Raw genomic sequence first — 16,752 nt, forward strand, 5'->3', positions numbered from 1 at the left:
TCATGACTCCCGACGAGGTTGCGGGACTTTCCCGCCGCGCAGCTGATTCAGCGTGCAGTTGTCGACTACCCGGCACAGCGCCCGGGCATGCTGGAGGGGATTTTTCGGCGAGCTCCACACACTGGTGATGCAGAACTCGCCACACCGGCACACCTCGCTGTTGTAAGGGCAGTAGATCTTGCCCCAGGCATGACTACCGCCGACTTCGACGCGCCAGCCCTGCCACTCGGCGTAACGCAGCGCCATTTCAATGTCTTTCTTGGGATGAGGTGTGCGAGCCATCCATGGCCTCCAGTCTCGTCAACAATGAAAAGGTTGTCAACTGACAACCATGAATTCTTTCAACGCCTGCGCCGGCATCGCCAAAGGCCGCCGCTGGGAATTCGATGAATGTCTGTCGAGGGTACACAGGCCAGGCGAGCGACGATGGGCCCATGTCTTTCCTGGTATTGCGGGAGGGCTGGAAACCGGGCGTTTTAAAGACCCTGAAACACAAATGGCGATCGACACCCGAAGGTCTCGATCGCCATTGCTGTTGCCTGAACGATCAGCAGCCGATCACTCGGCCGGGATCATTCCCACTCGATGGTGGCTGGCGGCTTGCTCGATACGTCGTAGGTGACGCGGGAGATGCCTTCGATCTCGTTGATGATCCGGCCGCTGACGGTTTCCAGCAGCTCGTAAGGCAGGTGCGCCCAACGTGCGGTCATGAAATCGATGGTTTCCACGGCACGCAGGGCCACGACCCAGGCGTAACGACGGCCGTCACCGACCACACCCACCGACTTCACCGGCTGGAACACCACGAACGCCTGGCTGACCTTGTGGTACCAGTCGGCCTTGCGCAGCTCTTCGATGAAGATGTGGTCGGCGCGACGCAGCAGGTCGGCGTATTCCTTCTTCACTTCGCCGAGGATGCGCACGCCCAGGCCCGGGCCCGGGAACGGGTGACGGTAGACCATGTCGTACGGCAGGCCCAGCTCCAGGCCCAGACGACGGACTTCGTCCTTGAACAGCTCGCGCAGGGGCTCGACCAGCTTGAGGTTCATTTCTTCCGGCAGGCCGCCCACGTTGTGGTGCGACTTGATCACGTGGGCCTTGCCGCTCTTGGCGCCAGCCGACTCGATCACGTCCGGGTAGATGGTGCCCTGGGCCAGGAACTTGATGTTGTCCAGCTTGCAGGATTCGGCATCGAACACGTCGATGAAGGTACGGCCGATGATCTTGCGCTTCTTCTCCGGGTCGGCTTCGCCGGCCAGGTTGTTGAGGAACTGGTCCTCGGCGTTGGCGCGGATCACCTTGACGCCCATGTTCTCGGCGAACATGGCCATCACTTGCTCGCCTTCGTGCAGGCGCAGCAGGCCGTTGTCGACGAAGACGCAGGTCAGCTGGTCGCCGATGGCCTTGTGCAGCAGGGCCGCGACCACCGAGGAGTCGACGCCGCCGGACAGGCCGAGCAGAACGTTGTCGGTGCCCACCTGGGCACGCACCTGGGCGATAGCGTCTTCAGCGATCTTCGACGGCGTCCACAGGGCTTCGCAGCCGCAGATGTCGAGGATGAAGCGCGACAGGATGCGACCGCCCTGCTTGGTGTGGGTCACTTCCGGGTGGAACTGCACGCCGTAGTAGCGCAGGTCGTCGTTGAACATGCCGGCGATCGGGCAGCTCGGGGTGCTGGCCAGGATGTGGAAGTCTTCCGGCATCTTGGTGACCTTGTCACCGTGGCTCATCCACACGTCGAGGCCGAACAGGCCGTCAGCGTCGACGTGGTCTTCGATGCCGTCCAGCAGGCGGCTCTTGCCGACCACATCGACGCGGGCATAACCGAATTCACGCAGCTCGGAACCCTCGACCTTGCCGCCCATTTGCTCGGCCATGGTCTGCATGCCGTAGCAGATACCGAAGACCGGCACGCCCAGGTCGAACACCGCTTGCGGGCAGCGCGGGCTGTCGGCTTCGTGCACGGACTCGGGGCCGCCGGCGAGAATTACACCTTTTGGAGCGAATTCGCGAATCGCTTCGTCATCCATGTCGAACGGATGCAGTTCGCAGTACACGCCGATTTCACGCACGCGACGGGCGATCAACTGGGTGTACTGAGAACCGAAATCGAGGATCAGGATGCGGTGGGCATGAATGTCGAGGGCCATGATTCAGTCTCGTCTAGGTAATTCGAAAACAGTCGTGATTCAGAAACGACTCGGGGCTGAATAAAACAGCCCCGGTCATTTAACGTTTTGCTTGAAGCATCAACCTACGCGGTAGTTCGGCGCTTCCTTGGTGATCTGCACGTCGTGGACGTGGGACTCAGCCATACCGGCGCCAGTGATGCGTACGAACTCCGGCTTGGTGCGCATTTCTTCGATGTTGGCGCTACCGGTGTAGCCCATGGAAGAACGCAGGCCACCCATCAGTTGATGGATGATGGCGGTCAGGGTGCCCTTGTAAGGAACACGGCCTTCGATGCCTTCCGGAACCAGCTTCTCGGCACCCGCGGAGGAGTCCTGGAAGTAACGGTCGGAAGAGCCCTGGGCCTGGGACATGGCGCCCAGCGAACCCATGCCGCGGTAAGCCTTGTAGGAACGGCCCTGGAACAGTTCGATTTCGCCTGGCGCTTCTTCGGTACCGGCGAACATCGAGCCCATCATCACCGCGGAAGCACCAGCGACGATGGCCTTGGACAGGTCACCGGAGAAGCGGATGCCGCCGTCGGCGATCAATGGAACGCCGGTGCCTTCAAGGGCTGCGGCGACATTGGCGATGGCGCTGATTTGCGGTACGCCGACACCGGCGACGATACGGGTGGTGCAGATCGAGCCCGGGCCGATACCGACCTTGACTGCGTCGGCGCCGGCTGCGGCCAGGGCCTTGGCAGCGGCACCGGTGGCGATGTTGCCGCCGATCACTTGCACTTGCGGGTAGTTTTCCTTGACCCAGCGAACGCGATCGATCACGCCTTTGGAGTGACCGTGGGCGGTGTCGACCACCACCACGTCCACACCGGCGTTGACCAGGGCGGCAACACGGTCACCGGTGTCTTTACCGGTACCGACCGCAGCACCTACGCGCAGACGACCTTGATCGTCCTTGCTGGCCAGCGGGTAAGCCTTGGCTTTTTCGATGTCGTTGACGGTCATCATGCCCTTGAGGGCGAACTTGTCGTCGACGATCAGCACGCGCTCGATGCGGTGCTTGTGCAGCAGCTCGCGCACATCGTTCTTGTCGGCGCCTTCCTTGACCGTGACCAGGCGCTCTTTAGGCGTCATCACTTCACGGACACTGGCGTCCAGGCGGTTTTCGAAACGCACGTCACGGGAAGTGACGATGCCGACCAGGTCGCCATCGTGCAGTACCGGCACGCCGGAAATGTTGTGCATGCGGGTCAGTTCGAACAGGTCGCGCACCGTGGCGTCAGCCTCGATGGTGATCGGGTCTTTGACGACGCCGGCTTCGAACTTCTTGACCTTGCGGACTTCGGCAGCTTGCTGCTCGATGGTCATGTTCTTGTGGATGATACCGATGCCACCTTCCTGAGCCATGGCGATTGCCAGACGGGCTTCAGTGACGGTGTCCATTGCGGCGGAAACCAGTGGAATATTCAGCTCGATGCCACGGGTAAGACGGGTCTTGAGACTGACTTCGTTAGGAAGCACCTCGGAATAACCAGGCACTAGGAGAATGTCGTCGAAGGTCAGAGCTTCTTGGCTGATACGCAGCATCGCGGGGGCTCCCGAGCGGGAAAATGGAAGCGCGCCATTATACTCAGACACCTACCCGGGCTCAATGTAAAACTCTGTCTATTATCAACGGGGTGATGGATGGGGAATTTGCCGGAACGCAGCGTCTGTTTCGCGGGCCAGCATTGCACCTGCCGACGATGAATCCAGCACCCGGACCCGGTTGCCGAAATCCCCTTACAACTCCACCTTCACCCAGCTCACCGGCTGATCCAGCCATTCGGCGAACTCGTCGAGAAAGCTCTGCTTGAACCCGGCCTCGGCCCAGTTGTTGAAGATGAAACCGAGGTTGGAAAACCCGCACTCCTGCAAGAACAGAAAACCGTTGATGTCATCTTCATGCCCGCACTCGGGGCAGGTGAAGTTATCGGTGCGCCCGGGCATCCAGTCTTCCAGGCTCTCGAACAGCGCCTCCCCCACTTCCTGGCGGCACTCGGCGCAGCCCGCTTCCTCGAGAAACCCCTTGGCCGGGGTGTAGATGCAGCGCTTGGTAATGATCTCCAGGCCGTTGACCGGTTCGCCGAAGGGCAAGGCCTCCGGGCGCAGCACGACTTCGCGCGCGCCCGGGGCAATGGCGTGCGCCATGCGATTGCCGGTACGGCCACAGGTGCTCAAGGCTTCCTCGACGATGTTCTTGCGCACCAGCCAGCGCACGATCGCCCGGGCGCGAGGTTCGTGAACCGGCAAGGTGGAGATTTTCGGGACGATGATGCTTTGCGAGTTCATGGGTGGGGCCTGAAGCGTTTGAAGGGAAGTCTGCGTCGCCTGTTCGGACGGTACGCCTGTGAGCCGATACCTACTAATAAGTGTAGAAGTCGACATGCCGGGTAGATCCGAGGGCCCGCAGCTTAATCCCTGAACCCCACAGGTCAAGTACTCAGGTAACGACCGATCAGGGCAATGCCGCTGGCGAGCACCAGCCAGGTCACCAGCCGGACGAACGCCTCGCGGGACAGCTTCAGGGTCAGCCGCCGCCCCATCCACAAGCCCAGCGCCATCGCCGGCAACAAGCACAGCGCCAACAACAATAAAGGCAGCTGCGCATAAACCCCGGCAATGGCGAACAGGCTCAGGCGCACCACCGTGCTGCAACTGATCAACGCACTCTGGGTGGCCCGCGCCGCATCCTTGGGCAGGCGGCTGTTCAGATAGATCGCATATAAAAAGCCGCCACTGCCGAACAGCGCCCCGAACGTCCCACCCACGGTCCCCATGGGAATCGCCCAGCCCGCCGCCAGCGCCTTGGGCCTTGCCTTGACCCACAGGCTGTACACCGCATAAGCGCTGATAAACAGCCCCATCAACAGCAGCAACAGGTCGGACTTGAGGTTGAGCAGGAAGATCACCCCGAGGGTGCAGCCCAGCGCCATGCACGGCAGCAGGCGTACCAGCTCGGAGCGATCGACATCCCGCCGCGACGGCAAGAGATTGCCGAAGGCCGCGACAAAATCCAGCAGCACCAGCAGCGGGATTATCTTCGACAGCGGCATGAACAGGATCAGCACCGGCCCGGCCACCAGCGCCGTACCGAACCCGGCAATGCCGAACACGATATAGGCCAGGGCGATCCCCAGGCCGATCGCCAACCAGCCACTCGCCCCCCACGACCACTGCCCCAACAACTCGACCATGCTCATCGATTCGCCATCCTTCTTTAATCAAGGAATGACTTTAGCCAGCCACAAGCCTTGCGACTAATATCATCAAAGCCAGCAACCCATCTCAAAAAGGCATGACGAGTGATTTCAACCCGCCAACTGCGCTACTTCGTGGAAATCGCCGACAGCGGCAGTTTCAGCGCCGCCGCCGAACGCCTGTTCGTTGCCCAGTCCGCCCTCAGTCGGCAGATCAAGGAACTGGAGATCCACCTCAAGACCCCGCTGTTCGAACGCACCGCGCGCCTGCCCAGGCTGACGGCGGCGGGTGAAGCCTTCTACCCGCGCGCCCGCAACCTGCTCGACGAGCTGAACAAGGCCAGCGAGCTGGCAACCCAGGTCGGCCATGGGCAACTGGGGACATTGCGCCTGAGCCACTCCAGCACGGTGTCCATGAGCGGCCGTTTGCTGCGGGCCATCAGCGGTTATCTGGAGCAGTGCCCGGGCGCCTTGATGGACATCGCCACCCTGTCTTCCGAAGCGCAGTTGGAGGAAGTCGCCGAAGGCCGGCTGGATATCGGCCTGCTACGCCTGCCGGTACTGCGCCAGCGCGAGGGCGTGCAGATCACGCCGCTGTTCAGTGAGCGCCTGCTGCTGGCCCTGCCGCCGGGCCATCCTCTTGCATTAAGCCCTCCTGAACGGGGCGTGGATCTGGCGCAACTGCGCGACGAAGCCTTTATCTCCATTCCCCATCCACAGCGTGGAGGCCTGAGTTACCTGTCGGCCGAGTTGTGCATGCGCCAGGGCTTTTTCCCCAAGGCGGCGCGGGTGTTGTCGCGCAAGACCACGCAGTTGCAACTGATCCAGGCCGGATTCGGCATCGCCCTGTTGCCCGAATCGATGCAAGACATTGCACCCGCCAGCCTGCACTTCCTGCCCTTGGCGGACCCGGCCTGCCAGAGCACGGTCGCCCTCGCCTGTCGGCAGGACCCGACACCGCTGGTCAAGCAGTTCATCGAACACTTCCACGCCGCCCTCACGCCCTGACCACTGAAGGAGTATTCGAGGCCGACAAAGGCATCGTCTCCTTTTGTTTCGATCCATGGAGATTGTTTGCCGAATGCCTTTAAACTGCGCCCCATGATTAAAGATCCCTTTGCAAGACTCGGCCTGGACCGCGAAGTCCTGACCGTCAGCCAGCTCAACGGCCGTGCGCGGGTGTTGCTGGAAGACGTGTTCAGCAACATCTGGGTCGAAGGCGAAATCTCCAACCTCGCCCGCCCGGCGTCCGGCCATGTGTATTTCACCCTCAAGGACAGCGGTGCCCAGGTGCGCTGCGCGCTGTTTCGGCAAAATGCCGCGCGGGTGCGCCAGGCGCTGAAGGACGGCCTGGCGGTCAAGGTGCGCGGCAAGGTCTCGCTGTTCGAGGGCCGCGGCGACTATCAGCTGATCCTCGATACGGTCGAACCGGCCGGCGACGGCGCCCTGCGCCTGGCCTTCGATGCCCTGAAGGAAAAGCTCAGTGCCGAAGGCCTGTTCAGCACCGAACGCAAGGTGCCGCTGCCCGCCCATCCGCAGCGCATCGGCATTATCAGTTCGCCGACGGGCGCGGTGATTCGCGACATCATCAGCGTGTTCCGTCGCCGCGCACCGCAAGTGGCCCTGACCCTGATCCCGACCGCCGTGCAAGGCCGCGAGGCGACCGCGCAGATCGTCCGTGCCCTGAAAATGGCCGATGCCCGGGGCTTCGACGCACTGATCCTGGCCCGTGGCGGCGGTTCCCTGGAAGACCTCTGGTGCTTCAACGAAGAAGCCGTGGCCCGGGCGGTGGATGCCTGTGTCACGCCAATCGTCAGCGCCGTGGGTCATGAAACCGACGTATCGATCAGCGACTTCGTCGCCGACGTGCGCGCACCAACGCCCTCGGCAGCGGCCGAATTGCTCGCCCCGGACTCCAGCGACCTGCGGCATCGGGTCGAAAGCCTGCATCGACGCCTGGTAATGCGCATGCGCGATCGGCTGCTGCGCGACCGCCTGCGCCTGGAAGGCATGGCCCGGCGCCTGCGTCACCCCGGCGAACGCCTGCGCCAGCAAGCACAGCGCCTGGACGACCTGGACATGCGCATGCGCCGGGCATTCGAGCGCAGCCTCAATACCCGTCGCGAACGCCTGATCCGCCTGGAAACCCGGCTTGCCGGCCAGCACCCCGGGCGGCAACTGGCGCTGCTGCGGCAACGCCTCGACAGCTTGGCCGAACGCCTGCCACGGGCCATGCGCGAAGGCCTGAAGTCCCGGCGCCTGCAACTACAAAGCCAGATCCAGACCCTGCATGTGGTCAGCCCGCTGGCCACCCTCGGCCGTGGCTACAGCATCCTGCTGGACGAGCGCGGCCAGGCCATTCGCAGCGCCGCACAGACCCAGCCGGGACAGCGCCTCAAGGCCCGTCTTGGCGAAGGCGAACTGCAGGTCCGGGTCGAAGACAATCACCTGACGCCTGTCACCCTCTCTTTACTGGATTGATCCATGCCGCGTTTTCTAAGCTCCCTGCTGTTGCTGTGCCTGACCTTCAACGCCCATGCCGATAGCTACATCACGCGCCTGCTGAACAAACCAGTGCCCGGCGGCGTGGCGGTGATCGACCTGGGCAGCGCCGCCCAGGCGCCCAAGGCCAGCTACCAGGGAAAACCGCTGCTGGTGGTCAAGGAACAGAACAACTGGCTGGCGATTGTCGGCATCCCCCTGACCGTCAAGCCCGGCACCCAGCAGATCAGCGCTGGCGGTCGCAACCTGAACTTCAGTGTGGGCAGCAAGAAATACCCGGAACAGCACATCACGCTAAAGAACAAACGCCAGGTCAATCCCGATCCGGCCGACCTCAAGCGCATCGACGCCGAGTTGGCCGAGCAGGTCCGCGCCTACCGCAGTTTCAGCCCCAACACCCCGAGCAACCTGCTGCTGGACAAACCGGTGAGCGGCCCGCTGTCGAGCAAGTTCGGCGTTCGCCGCTTCTTCAACGGTGAGGAGCGCAACCCGCACGCCGGACTGGACTTCGCGGTGCCCGCCGGCACGCCGATCAAGACGCCCGCGGCCGGCAAGGTGATCCTGATCGGCAATTACTTTTTCAACGGCAACACCGTATTCGTCGACCACGGCCAGGGCTTTATCAGCATGTTCTGCCATATGTCGAAGATCGACGTGAAGGTCGGCCAGCAACTGGCCCGCGGCGGCGTGGTCGGGAAAGTCGGCTCCACCGGGCGCGCCACCGGGCCGCACATGCACTGGAACGTCAGCCTGAACGATGCCCGGGTCGATCCGGCGATCTTTATCGGGGCCTTCCAGCCCTGAGTCAGACTCCCGCAGGGATTGCGCAGGTTCAAAAGTCTGCGCAATAAGATCGAAGCAGCCGCCAACCTTGCAGAATAAAATCTCGAAAATCTTCCGCTTTAAGAGATTTATCTCAATTTTTTTCGACTGCTTGCCATCTTTCACCCCAATGGTTAGGGTTGAGGGCATGAAAACCTCTCACACCCTCATTCAGCGCCGCCAACACCGAAGCCTCTGCCTCGTCAGCGCACGACTGCCAGGTTGAGTCGCGGTACCTCGTCCCCTGCTTCAAACAGCACACCCATTGATTCACCGGCAGGCCGCCTCTTTTCGGCCCGGACAATAAGGATTTTCCCATGAGCATGCTCAAAGACCCTTCCTCGAAGTACCGCGCGTTCCCGACCATCAACTTGCCGGACCGCACCTGGCCGTCGAAGACCATCACCCGCGCGCCGATCTGGTGCAGTTCCGACCTGCGTGATGGCAACCAGTCGTTGATCGAGCCGATGGATGCGGTGAAGAAGCTGCGCTTCTGGAAAACCCTGGTCGCCGTCGGTGTGAAAGAAATCGAGGCCTCCTTCCCGGCCGCTTCGCAGACCGACTTCGACTTCGTGCGCACCCTGATCGAAGGCGGCCACATCCCGGACGACACCACCATCCAGGTGCTGACCCAGGCCCGTGAAGACCTGATCGCCCGTACCTTCGAATCGTTGCGCGGGGCGAAGAAAGCCATCGTCCACCTGTACAACGCCACCAGCCCGTCGTTCCGCCGCATTGTCTTCAACCAGGACAAGGAAGGCGTGAAAGAGATCGCGGTGAACGCTGCCAAGCTGTTCGTCAAATACGCCGCCCAGCAGCCGGAAACCCAATGGCAGTTCGAATACTCGCCAGAGACCTTCAGCGCCACTGAGCTGGAGTTCGCCAAGGAAGTCTGCGACGCGGTGATCGAGGTCTGGAACCCGACGCCAGCCAACAAGGTGATCCTCAACCTGCCGGCCACCGTCGAAGTCGCCACACCGAACATCTATGCCGACCAGATCGAATGGTTCGGCCGCCACATCAACCGTCGTGACAGCGTGATCATCAGCCTGCACACCCACAACGACCGGGGTACCGGCGTAGCCGCCACCGAGCTGGGCCTGATGGCCGGCGCCGACCGCGTCGAAGGCTGCCTGTTCGGCAACGGCGAACGTACCGGCAACGTCGACCTGGTCACCGTGGCCCTGAACCTCTACACCCAGGGTATCGATCCGGAGCTGGACTTCTCCGATATCGACGGCGTGCGCAAAGTGGTCGAAGAATGCAACCAGATCCCGGTGCACCCGCGTCATCCGTATGTCGGCGACCTGGTTCACACCGCCTTCTCCGGCTCGCACCAGGATGCCATCCGCAAGGGCTTCGCCCAGCAGAAATCCGATGCCCTGTGGGAAGTACCGTACTTGCCGATCGACCCGGCCGACATCGGCCGCAGCTATGAGGCGGTGATTCGCGTCAACAGCCAGTCGGGCAAAGGCGGTATCGCCTACCTGCTGGAGCAGGAATACGGTATCAGCTTGCCGCGTCGCATGCAGATCGAGTTCAGCCAGGTGGTACAGCGTGAAACCGATCGCCTGGGCCTGGAGATGACCGCCCAGCAGATCCACGCGTTGCTCCACAGCGAATACTTGCAGGCCAACACCCCGTACGCGCTGGTCAGCCATCGCCTGCAGGAAGAAAACGGCCACAGCGCCGTGGAAGTGGAAGTGTCCAGCAAGGGCCAGGGCGAGACCAACCTGCATTGGCGCGGCAAGGGCAATGGCGCCCTGGAAGCCTTGGTGGCCGGCTTGCCGGTTCCGGTGGAAATCATGGACTACAACGAGCACGCCATCGGCGCGGGCACCAACGCCAAGGCCGCGGCCTATATCGAACTGCGTGTGAACGGCGAACGCGCGGTGCACGGTGTGGGTATCGATGAAAACATCACCACCGCCAGCTTCAAGGCCCTGTTCAGCGCGCTGAACCGCTCCCTGAGCCAGCTGGACGCCAAAGCCGCCTGACGGTTTTACGGCGACAAAAAAGCCCCGGATGATCCGGGGCTTTTTTATTGTGTATTTATTGCCTCACTCAGGCAGTGGTATTGATCCGCGCCGTCAGCGCCTGGAGCAAGGCCGCCTGCAACACCTGCAGGTTGTTGGCGGTGATCGCGATCTGCGCCTGCACCTCCAGAGCCTGTTGCGCCTTCTGCTCATCGCTCGCCTGCCCCTTCTGCACCCCGGACAATTGCGACTGCTGCTCGGACAGGGTCTTTTCGGTCTGGTCGATCTGCTTCTGCAACTGCGCGACGATGTCAGCAGTGGACGACGTGAAATCGGCCTTGGCGCCGTATTCCTGCATGTCGACACTCACCGAGTCGCGGTCTTCGGCAATGCTCTTGTCCTGCACCTCGAGCGGGCTGGCCTGCTGCTCGGCGATGTTGAGCTTTTGCGGCGCTGCCCCCAGCGGGAATGGATTGATGCTCGCAGCACTGATAGTGGTCATGATGAATCTCCCTGAAAATCCTCTTACCCCTTAACGGCCCACCCCGACAGATCTTTAAGCCTGGGTGAACTCGAAGGTGTCGGCATCGAGGTAGGCTGGAAAGCGCGCGCGATAGGCCGCCAGGTCCGCGGCATTCAGGCAGACCTGGAATACCCCGTCGGCCTCACCGGCGCTGAGCAGGGTCTCGCCCTGGAAATCCAGCACCTGGCTATCCCCGGTGTAGGCAAACCCCTTGCCGTCGGTACCGACCCGATTGACCGCCGCCACATAACACAGGTTTTCGATGGCCCTGGCCGGCAACAAGCGATTCCAGTGCTGACGCCGCGCCCCCGGCCAGTTGGCCGTGTACAGCAGCAAGTCGGTATCCCGCGCATCGCGGCTCCATACCGGAAAACGCAGGTCGTAGCAGATCAGCGGCCTGATCCGCCAACCCTTGAGTTCGAACTGCATCTGGCGCTCGCCCGGCGTGTAGTGATCATGCTCGCCCGCCATGCGGAACAAATGACGCTTGTCGTAATGCCAGACCTCGCCGTCGGGACGTGCCCATAGCAGGCGGTTGCGGTGGCTGCCGTCAGCGGCCTGGATAATCACGCTGCCGGTGACCACCGCATCGAGCCTGGCGGCCTGGCTGCGCAGCCACTTGCTGGTCGGACCGTTTTCCGCCTCGGCGAGGGCTTCGGACTCCATGGAAAATCCGGTGGTGAACATTTCCGGCAGGATAATCAGGTCGGCGCCCCGGGCCTGCTCGAGCAACAGCTCGAAGTGCTCGAGATTGGCCTGGCGGTCGTGCCAGACCAGGGAGGTCTGGACCAGCGCCACGTTCAGATTGGGTAAAGCACTCAGATCACGCATAGCTTCTCCGCTGCCTGACGCAGCGTCTCCTCACGTTTGGCAAAGCATAGCCTTACCAGACGCTGTCCTTGCGGTGGCTCGCGGTAGAACACCGAGACCGGAATGGTCGCGACGCCGTGCTCGCGGGTCATCCAGATCGCCATCTCGACGTCATTCAGGTCCGGGCGGATCTGCGAGTAGTCCACCAGTTGGAAGTAAGTACCGGCCACCCGGGTAAAGCTGAATCGTGAAGGCCCCAGCAGGTCGCAGAACAGGTCGCGCTTGGCCTGATAGAAAGCGGGAAGCTCTTCGACATGTTCCGGGTGTTCGGCCATGTAGTCCGCCAGAGCGTACTGCAAAGGGGTCACGCCGCAGAAGCTGACATATTGATGCACCTTGCGCAGCTCGGTGCTCAGGGCCGGTGGAGCGACCACATAGCCGGTTTTCCAGCCGGTCACGTGATAAGTCTTGCCAAAGGAACTGACCACGAATGCCCGCTGGTACAGCTCTTCATGGGCCAGCACGCTGACGTGGGGGATGCCATCGAATACCAGGTGTTCGTACACCTCGTCGCTGACCAGATAGATGTCCCGATCACGAATCAGCGCCGCCAACTGATCCAGCTCGGCACGGCTGATCAGGGCCCCGCTGGGGTTGTGCGGCGCGTTGAGAATGATCATCCGCGTACGCGGGCTCAGCGCCTCGCCGAGCTTCTGCCAGTCGATGGCGAAATCGTTCAGGCCCAGCTGCACATGAATACAACGGCCGCCGGCCAGCTCCACCGAAGGCTCATAGCTGTCATAGCAAGGATCGAAGACGATCACTTCATCACCGGACTGGATCACCGCCTGGATGGCACAGAAGATCGCCTGGGTGGCGCCCGGAGTGATGGTTACCTCGGTCTCGGCATTCACCTGCACGCCGTAACTGCGGGCGATCTTGGCCGCCACTTGCTGGCGCAAGGCCGGCAGGCCGGTCATTGGCGCATATTGGTTGTGGCCGCTGGCGATATGCCGGGCGACGGCATTGCGCAGGGCCTGCGGGCCATCGAAATCGGGAAAACCCTGGGACAGGTTCAGCGCGCCGGTTTCCACGGCGAGCTGCGACATTTGCGTGAAGATGGTGGTGCCGACATTCGGCAGCTTACTGGTGATCATGGGTGATTCCCTGCTGAACACCCGGCTCTACGGCGGCACGGGGAGGTCCCGAGAATAGCCCAAAGGGCGGCGATTAAAAAAGGGTCCCTCAAGGACCCTTTTTAATCGCAGCTACAAGCTGTAAGCCATAAGCTGCAAGCCCTGCCGCTTTTTTACTGGTAGCTTGTGGCTTGCAACTCGAAGCGCTGTGTCAGCGCTTGTCCTTGCGCTTCTTCTCGGCCTTCTTGTGGTGTGTCATCAAGCGACGCTTCTTGTTGACCTGACGGTCGGTGAGCGTGTTCTTGTTGCCTTCGTACGGGTTTTCACCGCCCTTGAATTCGATGCGGATCGGCGTGCCGACCAGTTTCAGAACACGCCGGTAGGTGTTTTCCAGGTAGCGCACATAAGACTTCGGCACCTTCTCCACCTGGTTGCCGTGGATCACGATCAGCGGCGGGTTGGCGCCACCCAGGTGGGCATAACGCAGCTTGATGCGACGGTTGTTGACCATCGGTGGCGCGTGCTCGCTCACGGCGTCTTCGAGAATCTGCGTCAGGCGGCTGGTCGGCCAGCGGGTTACCGCGGACTTGAAGGAGTTCTGCACCGACTGGTAGAGGTTGCCCACGCCAGTGCCGTGCAACGCCGAGATGAAGTGGATGTCGGCGAAGTCGACGAAGAACAGCCGGCGCTCCAGCTCGGTCTTCACATAGTCACGCTCGCGCGGGTCCATGCCATCCCATTTGTTCAGGGCGATGACCAGGGCCCGGCCTGCTTCCAGAGCGAAGCCCAGCAGGTTCAGGTCGTGATCCACCACGCCTTCGCGGGCGTCCATGACGAAGATCACCACGTTGGCGTCCTTGATCGCCTGCAGGGTTTTGACCACCGAGAACTTTTCGACTTCCTCGTGGATCTTGCCGCGCTTGCGCACACCGGCGGTGTCGATCAGCGTGTACTTCTCTTCGTTACGCTCGAAGGGAATGTAGATACTGTCGCGGGTGGTACCGGGCTGGTCGTAGACGATGACCCGGTCTTCGCCGAGCATGCGGTTGACCAGGGTGGACTTGCCCACGTTCGGCCGGCCGATGATGGCGATCTTGATCCCGTCTTTTTCGCTCGGGCCCGGAATGCGCTTGGCTTCCTCGCCTTCGGCAACGACTTCTTCCTCACCCTCTTCCGGTTCGTCCGCGTCGTCTTTCGGGAACTCGCGCAGGGCGATTTCCAGCATCTGCGTGATACCGCGGCCGTGAGCACCGGCGATCGGGATCGCGTCGCCCATGCCCAGCGGAGCGAACTCGGCACGCGCCATGTCCGGGTCGATATTGTCGACCTTGTTGGCAATCACGTAAGAGGTCTTGTTCCTTTTGCGCAGGTGCTCGCCGATCATCTGGTCGGCCGCGGTGAAACCGGCCTTGGCGTCTACCAGGAACAGGACGACATCGGCTTCTTCGATGGCCAGCAGCGACTGCTCGGCCATCTTTTCGTCCATGCCATGCTCGTCACCGGAGATACCGCCGGTGTCGATCAGAATGTAGGTACGCCCTTGCCACTTGGCCTCACCGTATTGGCGATCACGGGTCAGACCGGACAGGTCGCCGACAATGGCGTCGCGAGTCCGAGTCAGGCGGTTGAACAAGGTGGACTTGCCGACGTTCGGTCGGCCCACCAGGGCGATTACGGGAACCATGCGGCTCTCCACTGCGTTAATTCAGAAAATACAAAAGCCGCTGCGAGGCAGCGGCTGGTGCTCGGGGCAGCACATGGCGTGCTGCGAACCTTGCCGGGGCAAGGCCGCTTGGGGATCAACCCCAAGCATAGTCAAACCATTACTTGATGGTCAGGGCTTCCAGTTTGCCGCTGTTGCCATACACATAAATCATGTTGCCCACCACCAGCGGACGCGCACGCAGACCATCGCTGTCGATACGCTCACGGCCAACGAAGCGACCGTCCACCTGGCTCAGCAGGTGCAGGTAACCTTCCAGGTCACCGACCGCCACGTAGCTGGAGAAGACTTCCGGGGCTGACAGTTGGCGGCGAGCCAGCGAGTCGTTGCTCCACAGTGCAGTGGTGGAACGCTCGTCGACGCTTTCGACTGTGCCGGAAGACAGGCTCACATAGACGCTGCCGAAACCTTGAGCGACACCCGCATAGCTGGAAGCATCGCGCTGCCAGAGCGGACGACCGCTTTCCAGGTCCAGCGCCGCTACGCGACCCTGGTAGCTGGCGACATACAGGGTGCCGCCGGACAACAGCAGGCCACCGTCGATGTCGACCACACGATCCAGCTCGGAACGACCTTGCGGAATGGCCACGCGCTGTTCCCAGACCGGCACGCCGTTGCGGATATCCAGGGCCACCACTTTACCGGTCGACAGACCGGCGACCGCCAGGCGGTTGGTGGTGATTGGCGCACTGGTGCCACGCAGGGTCAGTACCGCCGGGGTGCTGTCATAGACCCACATCTGGTTGCCGGTGGCGGCGTCGAGGCCGATCACACGGTCATCCTGGGTCTGGACCACAACCACATCGCCGTTGGTGGATGGCGGAGCCAGTACTTCACTGGTCACCCGCGCACGCCACTTCTCTTCACCGCTCGAAGCATCCAGGGCGACTACTTCGCCCTTGAGGGTACCGATCATGACCAGGCCGTAACCCACGCCAACGGCACCGGACACAGGCAACTCCAGGTCCTGTTTCCACTTGACGTCGCCGTTCATGCGATCCAGCGCCTCTACCACGCCAGTAACGTCGGCGGCGTAGATGGTGCTGCCGTCGATCGCCGGAACCAGCATGTTGTAGGTTTCGCCCTGGCCGTCACCGACCGAACGGCTCCACTGTTTCTGCAGGACCACTTCTTCTTTGAAGTCGACCAGTTCGGCAGGTGGCAATTCTTTCTTGCTGTTGCTGCTGCAACCCGCGGCCAGAACGGCCAGAGCCAGCAATGCTGCATGTTTCCAACGGATCACGTCACGCATCCCCTTTGGCCAGGTCGTCCAGCTTGATTTGTAGGCCACCGACTGCCGCTTCATCGGACAGCGCAGCCTTGGCTTTTTCGTACGCAGCATGGGCTTCGTCGGTACGGCCCAATTGGACCAGCAGGTCGCCCTTGAGCTCTTCGCGAGTGGCCAGGAATGCCTTGTCGGCATCGCCTTCGAGCAGCTTCAGCGCCTCATCAGCCTTGTTCTGCGCCGCCAGGACCTGGGCCAGGCGCTGACGGGCGATCTCGCCCAGCGTCGGGTTGGCCGGCTTGTCGGCGATGGCTTTGAGTTCGGTCGCCGCGTCGTCCAGCTTGCCGGTGTCGACCGCCACCTTGGCGACGAACAGGCTGCCGTATTGCGCGTACGCAGTACCGCCGAACTCGCTGTTGAGCTTGCCGGCCAGGTCTGCGACACGGGCTGCATCCGGCTTGCCGTCAGGCGTCAGCGTGGTCTCCAGCAATTGCTGATAGAGCATCGAGGCGCCTTGCGACTGATTGTTCTGATACTTGTGCCAGGCCTGCCAGCCGAACACGATGACCAGCGCCAGCAGGCCGCCGGTGACCAGGGGTTTGCCGTTGCGCTGCCACCAGTCCTTCAAATCCGCCAGCTGTTCATCTTCGGTACTCGACACCCC

General features: G+C 62.0%; 15 protein-coding genes. 4 read left to right on the forward strand and 11 right to left on the reverse strand.

Translation table 11 applies throughout. The features are described 5' to 3' along the window. The 5 genes from J4D28_RS20185 to J4D28_RS20205 form a co-directional block, all read right to left on the reverse strand. On the reverse strand, nucleotides 1-282 hold the full coding sequence (locus tag J4D28_RS20185) for a hypothetical protein (RefSeq protein ID WP_103331157.1): 282 nt from the start codon (nucleotides 280-282) through the stop codon (nucleotides 1-3). A 290-nt stretch (nucleotides 283-572) separates the two neighbouring features. Further along, on the reverse strand, nucleotides 573-2,150 hold the full coding sequence (guaA, locus tag J4D28_RS20190; RefSeq protein WP_016703480.1) for a glutamine-hydrolyzing GMP synthase: 1,578 nt from the start codon (nucleotides 2,148-2,150) through the stop codon (nucleotides 573-575). A gap of 99 nt (nucleotides 2,151-2,249) precedes the next feature. Then, nucleotides 2,250-3,719, reverse strand: a complete 1,470-nt coding sequence (guaB, locus tag J4D28_RS20195) for an IMP dehydrogenase (protein WP_009050626.1) — start codon at nucleotides 3,717-3,719, stop codon at nucleotides 2,250-2,252. A 195-nt stretch (nucleotides 3,720-3,914) separates the two neighbouring features. Then, nucleotides 3,915-4,463: a hypothetical protein gene (locus J4D28_RS20200; protein ID WP_009050627.1), complete on the reverse strand. Its 549-nt coding sequence runs from the start codon at nucleotides 4,461-4,463 to the stop codon at nucleotides 3,915-3,917. A 143-nt stretch (nucleotides 4,464-4,606) separates the two neighbouring features. Continuing rightward, nucleotides 4,607-5,374 (reverse strand): sulfite exporter TauE/SafE family protein, encoded by a 768-nt coding sequence (locus J4D28_RS20205; protein WP_028683312.1) that lies wholly within the window; start codon nucleotides 5,372-5,374, stop codon nucleotides 4,607-4,609. 102 nt (nucleotides 5,375-5,476) lie between these two features. Here J4D28_RS20205 and J4D28_RS20210 point away from each other — a divergent pair, with 102 nt between their 5' ends. The 4 genes from J4D28_RS20210 to leuA all read left to right on the forward strand — a co-directional run bounded on the left by J4D28_RS20210 (nucleotide 5,477) and on the right by leuA (nucleotide 10,692). Next, nucleotides 5,477-6,379, forward strand: a complete 903-nt coding sequence (locus J4D28_RS20210) for a LysR family transcriptional regulator (RefSeq protein WP_038634878.1) — start codon at nucleotides 5,477-5,479, stop codon at nucleotides 6,377-6,379. Between the two features lie 93 nt (nucleotides 6,380-6,472). Next, complete coding sequence (gene xseA, locus J4D28_RS20215) at nucleotides 6,473-7,852, forward strand: exodeoxyribonuclease VII large subunit (protein WP_028683314.1); 1,380 nt, start codon at nucleotides 6,473-6,475, stop codon at nucleotides 7,850-7,852. A 3-nt stretch (nucleotides 7,853-7,855) separates the two neighbouring features. Further along, nucleotides 7,856-8,677, forward strand: coding sequence for a peptidoglycan DD-metalloendopeptidase family protein (locus J4D28_RS20220; protein ID WP_009045430.1), 822 nt, complete (start codon nucleotides 7,856-7,858; stop codon nucleotides 8,675-8,677). Between the two features lie 335 nt (nucleotides 8,678-9,012). Next, nucleotides 9,013-10,692 carry a 2-isopropylmalate synthase gene (gene leuA / locus J4D28_RS20225; RefSeq protein ID WP_009050632.1) on the forward strand — a complete coding sequence of 560 codons (1,680 nt, stop codon included), beginning with the start codon at nucleotides 9,013-9,015 and terminating at the stop codon, nucleotides 10,690-10,692. Between the two features lie 67 nt (nucleotides 10,693-10,759). On the opposite strand, the gene J4D28_RS20230 is transcribed toward leuA, so the two are convergent. The 6 genes from J4D28_RS20230 to J4D28_RS20255 form a co-directional block, all read right to left on the reverse strand. Continuing rightward, on the reverse strand, nucleotides 10,760-11,173 hold the full coding sequence (locus tag J4D28_RS20230) for a hypothetical protein (protein WP_038634883.1): 414 nt from the start codon (nucleotides 11,171-11,173) through the stop codon (nucleotides 10,760-10,762). A 54-nt stretch (nucleotides 11,174-11,227) separates the two neighbouring features. Continuing rightward, nucleotides 11,228-12,025: an amidohydrolase gene (locus tag J4D28_RS20235; protein WP_103331158.1), complete on the reverse strand. Its 798-nt coding sequence runs from the start codon at nucleotides 12,023-12,025 to the stop codon at nucleotides 11,228-11,230. After that, nucleotides 12,013-13,161, reverse strand: a complete 1,149-nt coding sequence (locus tag J4D28_RS20240) for a pyridoxal phosphate-dependent aminotransferase (protein WP_103331159.1) — start codon at nucleotides 13,159-13,161, stop codon at nucleotides 12,013-12,015. The genes J4D28_RS20235 and J4D28_RS20240 overlap by 13 nt, the downstream gene beginning before the upstream one ends. Nucleotides 13,162-13,351: 190 nt before the next feature. Beyond that, nucleotides 13,352-14,824, reverse strand: coding sequence for a ribosome biogenesis GTPase Der (der, locus tag J4D28_RS20245; RefSeq protein WP_007929542.1), 1,473 nt, complete (start codon nucleotides 14,822-14,824; stop codon nucleotides 13,352-13,354). 139 nt (nucleotides 14,825-14,963) lie between these two features. Beyond that, nucleotides 14,964-16,115, reverse strand: coding sequence for an outer membrane protein assembly factor BamB (gene bamB / locus J4D28_RS20250; RefSeq protein ID WP_009050636.1), 1,152 nt, complete (start codon nucleotides 16,113-16,115; stop codon nucleotides 14,964-14,966). Then, nucleotides 16,108-16,749 carry a tetratricopeptide repeat protein gene (locus J4D28_RS20255; protein WP_007929540.1) on the reverse strand — a complete coding sequence of 214 codons (642 nt, stop codon included), beginning with the start codon at nucleotides 16,747-16,749 and terminating at the stop codon, nucleotides 16,108-16,110. Before J4D28_RS20255 ends, bamB begins: the two co-directional genes overlap by 8 nt. Nucleotides 16,750-16,752: the final 3 nt, after the last annotated feature.

The sequence above is a fragment of the Pseudomonas sp. GW531-T4 genome (assembly GCF_017349615.1).
Taxonomy (GTDB): domain Bacteria; phylum Pseudomonadota; class Gammaproteobacteria; order Pseudomonadales; family Pseudomonadaceae; genus Aquipseudomonas; species Aquipseudomonas chlororaphis_I.

Coding starts and splice junctions, on each gene's coding strand:
- bamB (WP_009050636.1), bottom strand. CDS start 16,115: ATGCGTGACGTGATCCGTTGGAAACATGCAGCATTGCTGGCTCTGGCC.
- xseA (WP_028683314.1), top strand. CDS start 6,473: ATGATTAAAGATCCCTTTGCAAGACTCGGCCTGGACCGCGAAGTCCTG.
- leuA (WP_009050632.1), top strand. CDS start 9,013: ATGAGCATGCTCAAAGACCCTTCCTCGAAGTACCGCGCGTTCCCGACC.
- J4D28_RS20200 (WP_009050627.1), bottom strand. CDS start 4,463: ATGAACTCGCAAAGCATCATCGTCCCGAAAATCTCCACCTTGCCGGTT.
- guaA (WP_016703480.1), bottom strand. CDS start 2,150: ATGGCCCTCGACATTCATGCCCACCGCATCCTGATCCTCGATTTCGGT.
- J4D28_RS20235 (WP_103331158.1), bottom strand. CDS start 12,025: ATGCGTGATCTGAGTGCTTTACCCAATCTGAACGTGGCGCTGGTCCAG.
- J4D28_RS20240 (WP_103331159.1), bottom strand. CDS start 13,161: ATGATCACCAGTAAGCTGCCGAATGTCGGCACCACCATCTTCACGCAA.
- J4D28_RS20220 (WP_009045430.1), top strand. CDS start 7,856: ATGCCGCGTTTTCTAAGCTCCCTGCTGTTGCTGTGCCTGACCTTCAAC.
- guaB (WP_009050626.1), bottom strand. CDS start 3,719: ATGCTGCGTATCAGCCAAGAAGCTCTGACCTTCGACGACATTCTCCTA.
- J4D28_RS20205 (WP_028683312.1), bottom strand. CDS start 5,374: ATGAGCATGGTCGAGTTGTTGGGGCAGTGGTCGTGGGGGGCGAGTGGC.
- J4D28_RS20230 (WP_038634883.1), bottom strand. CDS start 11,173: ATGACCACTATCAGTGCTGCGAGCATCAATCCATTCCCGCTGGGGGCA.
- J4D28_RS20185 (WP_103331157.1), bottom strand. CDS start 282: ATGGCTCGCACACCTCATCCCAAGAAAGACATTGAAATGGCGCTGCGT.
- der (WP_007929542.1), bottom strand. CDS start 14,824: ATGGTTCCCGTAATCGCCCTGGTGGGCCGACCGAACGTCGGCAAGTCC.